Origin of the sequence: Mycobacterium sp. UM_Kg1, assembly GCF_000972925.1 — a bacterium.
Lineage (GTDB): Bacteria > Actinomycetota > Actinomycetes > Mycobacteriales > Mycobacteriaceae > Mycobacterium > Mycobacterium hiberniae.
This window is the reverse complement of record NZ_JRMK01000181.1, coordinates 1-6779: the sequence shown is the minus strand read 5'-3', so window position 1 is coordinate 6779 and position 6779 is coordinate 1. Positions and strand designations below refer to the sequence as shown.

At 69.6% G+C, this 6779-nt stretch carries 6 protein-coding genes; 3 read left to right on the top strand and 3 right to left on the bottom strand.

Annotation, left to right across the window (positions count from 1 at the left end):
* Nucleotides 1-84: 84 nt before the first annotated feature.
* Together LI92_RS18975 and LI92_RS18970 are read right to left on the bottom strand one after the other, a co-directional pair.
* Complete coding sequence (locus LI92_RS18975; RefSeq protein WP_046321708.1) at nucleotides 85-1503, bottom strand: WS/DGAT/MGAT family O-acyltransferase; 1419 nt, start codon at nucleotides 1501-1503, stop codon at nucleotides 85-87.
* A gap of 51 nt (nucleotides 1504-1554) precedes the next feature.
* Nucleotides 1555-2787, bottom strand: a complete 1233-nt coding sequence (locus tag LI92_RS18970; protein WP_046321707.1) for an alpha/beta hydrolase — start codon at nucleotides 2785-2787, stop codon at nucleotides 1555-1557.
* Between the two features lie 89 nt (nucleotides 2788-2876).
* On the opposite strand from LI92_RS18970, the gene LI92_RS18965 reads away from it, so the two are divergent.
* From LI92_RS18965 to LI92_RS18955, 3 genes are read left to right on the top strand one after another with little or no spacing between them, the layout of a single operon-like run.
* On the top strand, nucleotides 2877-3764 hold the full coding sequence (locus tag LI92_RS18965; protein ID WP_046321706.1) for an alpha/beta hydrolase: 888 nt from the start codon (nucleotides 2877-2879) through the stop codon (nucleotides 3762-3764).
* 3 nt (nucleotides 3765-3767) lie between these two features.
* Nucleotides 3768-4835, top strand: a complete 1068-nt coding sequence (locus LI92_RS18960; protein ID WP_286135196.1) for an acyl-CoA dehydrogenase family protein — start codon at nucleotides 3768-3770, stop codon at nucleotides 4833-4835.
* 2 nt (nucleotides 4836-4837) lie between these two features.
* The gene (locus LI92_RS18955) at nucleotides 4838-6001 is read left to right on the top strand and encodes an acyl-CoA dehydrogenase family protein (RefSeq protein WP_046321705.1); all 1164 of its coding nucleotides are present in this window, start codon (nucleotides 4838-4840) and stop codon (nucleotides 5999-6001) included.
* 6 nt (nucleotides 6002-6007) lie between these two features.
* On the opposite strand, the gene LI92_RS18950 is transcribed toward LI92_RS18955, so the two are convergent.
* Nucleotides 6008-6779 (bottom strand): hotdog family protein (locus LI92_RS18950; RefSeq protein ID WP_046321703.1); only part of this gene is annotated, 772 nt, incomplete at its 5' end.

Here is a 6779-nt window from a genome sequence, read left to right as displayed (position 1 = left end):
ACTCAACGAGGCCACTCCGCCCTCGGCGGAAGACCACCCATCACCCGACTCGCCGCCTGACAACAACGTGTCAGGTCACAACACCTAGGCCGGGGCCATCGCCGTCTCTACCGTGGTCAGCTGCTCGGAAAGTCCTGCTGCACGGCGTATCTCGATGAACTCATCGACCAGCGCAGTGGTCACCTCGTGCGGATCCGCAAAGGTGACCGCATCGGTCAACACCGAGATGTTGAGCTGGTCCACGTAGCTCCACACGGTGATGTTCAGGCCACTGCCGGCGGTCAACGGACCCACCGAGTAGATCTCGGTGACCAGGGCACCGCCCACCCTGCCCCGCTCCCGCGGTCCGGGGACGTTGGAGATGTTGAGGTTGAGCACTTTGTTCTGACCGTCCTTGCCCGACAGCCAGCGAAACAGTGACTCCGCCGGTGCCGGTGGCAGGTAGGCCGACCACCGGCTGATCAGCTCGGGCCCCACCAGGTGGTGGGCCTCCTTGGCCAGGTTCGCCGCCTCTCGGGCCTTGGCGACCCGATCGCGGACGTCGGCCACCTCGACCGGCAACGCGACCAGCACCCCGGAGAACCGGTTACCGGAGATCCGGTCGGCCGAGAAGTCGAAGCTCATCGGCACCGACGCCAACAGCGGGTGATCCGCGGTCCCGTCGTAGCGCAGCAGCAGAGTGCGCAGCGCTCCGGCGGCGATCGCCAGCACCAGGTCGTTGAGGGTGACACCCAACTGCTTGCTGGTTTCCTTGATGTCGGCCAGGGCCAGGGTGGCCGTGGCGAATCGGCGTTGCGGGCTGAGGACGTGGTTGAGGAAGGACGGCGGCGGGGTGAACGGCCGGGTGAGGTCAGCGGAGAGTTTGCGGGTGCTGCGCCGGACCCGGCGGATTCCGGCCGCGGTGTAGGCGACGGTCGCCGGGATGCGGCCGATCTGCCGGAGATGGTCGCGGAACGCCGAGCGCACCAGCTGCCCGCCGGTGGGGGCGGGATCGGTCTCGTAGGTGTCGCTCTCGGGCTGCGGGCCGGTGACCAGGTCCATGCCACGCGCCATCAGATTCGCCGACGCGATCCCATCGGCGAGCGCGTGGTGGATCTTGCCGACCACCGCGATCCGGTTGTTGGCGAGCCCGTCGACGAAGTACATCTCCCACAGCGGCCGGCTGCGGTCCAGCGGAGTGCTGCCGATCTCGCCGATCGCCTCGTCGAGTTCGCGGCGGCCCCCCGGCGCGGGCAGCGACCACGGGCGGATGTGGTACGCCAGGTCGACTTCGCAGTTCTCCCGCCACATCGGGTGGTGGAATTTTCCGGGGATGTCCACCAGCTGATACCGAAACGGGTCCAGCTTGTAGAGCCGGCCATGGATCACCCGGCGGAAGGCCTCGACGTCGAACCCCTGCCGATCGGCGTCCAGCTCGATCACCGCGATCTTGAGGGTGTGCATGTGCACATTCGCCGTCTCGCTGTAGAGCAGGAGGGCATCCCACCCGCTGAGCCGTTTCACCCCAGTCCCCTCTCCATGCACGGACCATACCGTGGCGCCACGGCTGCGGCTTCAGATGATCTGTCTGCGCCTCACATTAGTGCGGTCGCGGTGAATCTGGTTGAGGAACAAACCGATTGCCGTACTCATCGTGCCGGTGCGGGCCCCGTCGGTCATGTCGAAACCGTGTCCGGCTCCGGGGAACTCCAGGTACCCGACCTTGGCGTGCGACACCGCCTGTAGGCGGTCGGCGAAGCTACGAGCCTGCTGTACCGGGATGACGCTGTCGGCGCTGCCGTGCACGATCAAGAACGGCGGCGCATCCCGGTGGACCCGCGCGATCGGGGACGCCTGCCGGAAGGTTTCGGGCCGGCGCCGCATCGACCGGCCCACCACCACCCGCTCCAGGAAGTCGACGAACGCGGCCCGTTCCGGGGTGGAGCGGTCTTCCCAGTCGTAGCGGCCATAGATCCCCACCACGGCATCCACCGAAGTGTCAGCGCCCGGCGGCAGCTGGTCGGCGAAGTCACGGTCGCCGGCAGTGCTTCCGGTCAGCCCGGCCAGTGCGGCCAGATGCCCGCCGGCCGAGGCGCCCGCCACGGCCACGAAATTCCGGTCGCCGCCGAACTTGTCGACGTTGGCGTGCGCCCAGGCGATCGCGGTCTTGACGTCGATGATGTGGCTGGGCCACCGGTTGTGCGGTGCCACCCGGTAATCGATGGATAGGCACACCCAGCCGCGCGAGGCCAGGTGCGACAGCATGGCGTAGCCCTGCAGCATGCGGCTGCCGTGCACCCATGCGCCGCCGGGCACATAGACGAGCACCGGCGCCGGGCCGTCGGGCAGGTCGCGGGACCGCCACACGTCCAGCACCTGCGTGGGATCGCTGCCGTACTGCACGCCCGAGCGGTAGAGGTGCCGGCGGTGCTGCAGCGCCTTCCAGACCGGCGGCGCCTGCTCGGGTTCGGGCCAGTCGATGTCGAGGTCGGCTGCGGAGACGACACCCCGCAACGCCGCGTCGCTGACCACGTGGGTCTGCTCACGTGCCTGCCTGCGGGCGGTGGCGGCTCCTGGAGCCAGCCAGGACTTGGCGGCGCCGGCGAAGAACTCCGGCATGTGACGCGTTCCCCAGATCCCCATCGCGGTCATCCCGCCCAGCGGCTCCAAGCGCTTGCCCACCACCGGCAACGCAGCTGAGGCGACGCTGAGTGCCAGCAGGTAGTCGCTGGTCCGCGCTCTCGCGAGCCACCGCAGCCGGCCTGCCAGGTTGAGTCCGAACTCCGGAGTTTGCGAAGGTCCCGCCATTGCCGCAGGGTACCCCGCCCGGGCGGCTTTGGGCCCGCAATCGGCGGGCTGGTGGCCGACCCACTCCGGCCCCCCGCGATACTGACCCGATGGTGAGCAGCGGGTTCCACCCAGATCTGCGGCGCGCCGCCCGCGTACTCCCGCGCGGCGGCATCGGGCCGGCGACCCTGCCCGTGATGCGAGGGCTCATGGTCCTGCAGGGCCGTCGTCTGCCCGCCGGCGTCGAGGTGCTCGATCTGCCCTCCGGAGCCAGTGTCCGGGTCTTTCGCCCGCCGAACGCCGATCCGGCTCCGGCGCTGCTGTGGATTCACGGCGGCGGCTATGTCCTGGGCCAGGCGGCTCAGGATGACCGGCTCTGCCGCAGGTTCAGCGCGCAACTGGGCGCCACCGTCGCGTCGGTGGACTACCGCTTGGCGCCGCAGCACCGCTACCCCGCCGCGTTGGAGGACTGCTGGGCCGCGCTGACCCGACTGGCCGCGCTGCCCGGCGTCGATCCGGCGCGCATCGCGATCGGGGGCGCCAGTGCCGGCGGCGGGCTGGCCGCCGCCTTGGCCCAGCTGGCGGCCGACCGCGGTGAAGTCGCCCCCGTGCTGCAGCTGCTGGTGTATCCGATGCTCGACGATCGCAGCGCCGGCTTGCCGGCCCATCGCCACTACCGGCTGTGGAGTCCGCGCAGCAACCGGTTCGGCTGGACGTCCTATCTGGGTGACGCCGAACCCCAGATGGCGGTGCCGGCCCGGCGCGCGGACCTGAGCGGGCTGGCCCCGGCCTGGATCGGGGTGGGCACCCTGGATCTGTTCTACGACGAGGACCTGGCCTACGCTGGGCGACTGCGGCAAGCCGGGGTGCCCTGCGACGTTGAGACGGTGTCCGGCGCATTCCACGGTTTCGACCTGGTGATGCCCAAGGCGCCGGTCTCGCAGAAGTTCTTTGCCAGCCAATGCGCGAGCTTGCGCGATGCCTACGAGAAAGGCTGAGAAGTGCCTGCACCCACCCGGGACGAACTGCGTGCGCTGCGCACCGCGGTCGCAGAGCTGATGGCCAAACGCTCGCCCGACGACGACGTCTGGAGCGAGCTGGCTCAGATGGGCCTGCTCGGTCTGCTGGTGCCCGAGCAGTACGGCGGAGCCGGGGCCGGACTGATCGAGCTGGGCGTGGTCGCCGAGGAGCTCGGCCGCGTCCTTTACCCGGGCCCGTACCTGTCCACGGCGGTACTCGGAGTCAATCTGCTGCTGGCGCTCGACGACCGGCAGGAGTGCGAGGCGGTGCTGCCGGAGATCGCCGCTGGCCGCACTCGAGTCGCGGTCGCCTTCTCAGAGGGCAACTCCACCCGGCCCCCCGAGCAGCCGGCCACCACGGCCCGCGGCGGGGCGGCGCCGGTGGTTTCCGGCGAGAAGCGGTTCGTGCTCGACGCCGACACTGCCCAGCGGCTCTACGTGCTGGCCGACTCCGAGGAAGGCCCCGCGATCTTCGCCGTCGACCCGGCCGGCCCGGGTGTCACGGTGGAACCGCTGACCACGGTCGATCTGTCCCGTCGGCTGTGTCGCGTCCGGTTCGACGCGGCCCCGGCGACGCTGGTGGGCCCCGCTGGTCAGGGAGTCGCCGCGTTGACCGCAGCGCTGGATCGCTCGGCGGTTGCGCTGCTGGGCGAGCAGGCCGGCGCTGCCCGGTCCGCGATGGAGATGGCCCGCGACTACGCCAAGACACGCTTCCAGTTCGGCCGCGCCATCGGCAGCTTCCAGGCCGTCAAACACATGTGCGCCGACATGTTGCTGGAGGCTGAATCTGCGGTGTCGGCGGCTCGCCATGTGGCCGCGGCCGGCGCCCAGGAAGCGCCGGGCTGGACCGCTGACCTCGCGCTGGCTCAGGCCTACTGCTCGGATGCCTTCGTCTACGTGGGTGCCACCAACATTCAGGTGCACGGCGGAATCGGATTCACCTGGGAGCACCCCGCGCATCGGTATCTGCGCCGGGCGCGCAGTGATGCACAGCTTTTCGGCAGCCCCTCCTGGCACCGCGAGCGCTACCTGCAAGAGATCGGAGCCTAGAGATGACGCGTCCCGACGCTCGAGACGACGACGCCCTGCGCCAGGAAGTTCAGGAGTGGTTGGCGGCCAACTGGTCGCCGGGCACCGACCGTGCCACGTTCGCGGCGGCGATTCTCGCGGCGGGCTGGACCGCCCCGAGCTGGGAGCCCGAGTGGTACGGCCGCGGCTTGACCGACCGTCAGTCTCGTTTGGTGGCTGCAGAATTCGCTGCCGTCGGGGCACCGGGCAGCGGCCGTGACCGCACCGATTTGTTCGCCTGCACGGTGCACGACCGCGGCACCGACGAGCAGAAGCGTCGCCTGCTGCCCCCGGCGCTGCGCGGGGAGAGCAAATGGTGCCTGCTCTACAGCGAGCCCGGCGCCGGCTCGGACCTGGCCGGCCTGCGTACCCGCGCCGAACGCGACGGCGACGACTGGATCGTCAACGGCCAGAAGGTGTGGACGTCCTTTGCCACCACCGCCGACTACGGCATGCTGGTGGCGCGCACCGACCCGGATGTGCCGAAGCACAACGGACTCACCTTTTTCATGCTGCCGATGCGCCAGCCCGGCGTGGAGGTCCGGCCGATCCACCAGATCACCGGTGAGTCGGAGTTCAACGAGGTGTTCCTGACCGACGCCAGGGTTCCCGACGCCAACCGGATCGGGGAACCGGGCGAGGGCTGGTCGGTGCTGCAGGTGGCGCTGGGCTACGAGCGGCGTCTGATGGGCGATGTCGCGCGTACCGCCCGCCGCAAGGAGAAGTCCAGCGGGTTGGTCGATCTGGCGCGGGAGGCGGGCTGCCTGCAGGACACCAACATTCGCCAACAGATCGCTCGGGTAGAGGCTCTGGCCACGGTGAACCGGTGGAACAACCAGCGCGCCAAGACCAGCAAGGACTTCGCTGAGTCGGCCACTTTGCTGGCGCTGGGCAAGATCGCGATGTCGCGCATCCTGCACGAGACGGCCCGGGTGCAGACCGAGATCGTCGGTGTCGAGTCGATGCTCAGCGGTCCGGAAAATCCGGTCGGCGACGCCGTGACGTTCCGGGCACTCAACGCCTACTTCACCTCGATCGGCGGCGGCACCGACCAGATCCAGCGCAACATCATCGGCGAACGAGTGCTGGGCCTGCCCAAGGAGCCGGACCCCTACCGCGACGCCCCGTTCCGGGATCTGCCGCACTAGCCTGACTCAGAACAGCAACGCGGTGAAACGCCAGTCCAGCACCTGGCGATCCGGTTCACCGGCGGCGCCGGCGGCGTAGACCAGCGACCGCAGCTCGAGGACGTTGTCGCGGGCGGATTCGACCTGCAGTTCGCTGTAGAGGGTGTCGCCTTCGTGCACCGGCGCGGTGTGATCGCACGAGTGCCAGCCCAGCACGGTGACCAGGTTGGGCAACAGCCGCGACGCCTGCGCCAACGCCAGCCCGATGGTATGCCCGCCGTAGACCAGCCGCTGCCCGGAGACCCGCGAATCATGGTGGGTGGCGGCAACATTGAGGGTCAAGCGAGCCAGCTCCGGGGCGGACGAGACGACATCGCCGGTGCTGGTCAGCACCGTACCGGCCAGACCCGGGTCGAAGTGCGGCCCCGGAACCCGCCGGCGATACTCCGCCGCGGACCAGTCCGCGGTCACATCCGGCGGCGCCGCGAGGCCCGCTCCCACGGCGGACAGGTCGTCACGGTGACCCGTGTCGGGGGCATCGGGAGACAGTGGCAGCATCGCGCAGCGGTAGAAGTCGAGAACCAGCCGGTCCACCTGGTCGATGGTGGTGACCCGCAGCGCCACCAGCCCGGTCGCCTCGCGCCCCGGCTTGACGGAATTCTGCTTCAGGCCAACGACTTCGGTGCGGGTGAACAGGGTGTCTCCGATCACCGGATACCGGAAGAACGCCAGGCCTCGGTAGAAGAGGTTGGCCTTGACCCGCCGCGTGACCAACGTGGACTGCCCGATCGCGACATCG

Bases quoted from the DNA above. Each gene is read 5' to 3' on its own strand.
- LI92_RS18970 (WP_046321707.1), bottom strand. From the start codon at position 2,787: ATGGCGGGACCTTCGCAAACTCCGGAGTTCGGACTCAACCTGGCAGGC.
- LI92_RS18965 (WP_046321706.1), top strand. From the start codon at position 2,877: ATGGTGAGCAGCGGGTTCCACCCAGATCTGCGGCGCGCCGCCCGCGTA.
- LI92_RS18955 (WP_046321705.1), top strand. From the start codon at position 4,838: ATGACGCGTCCCGACGCTCGAGACGACGACGCCCTGCGCCAGGAAGTT.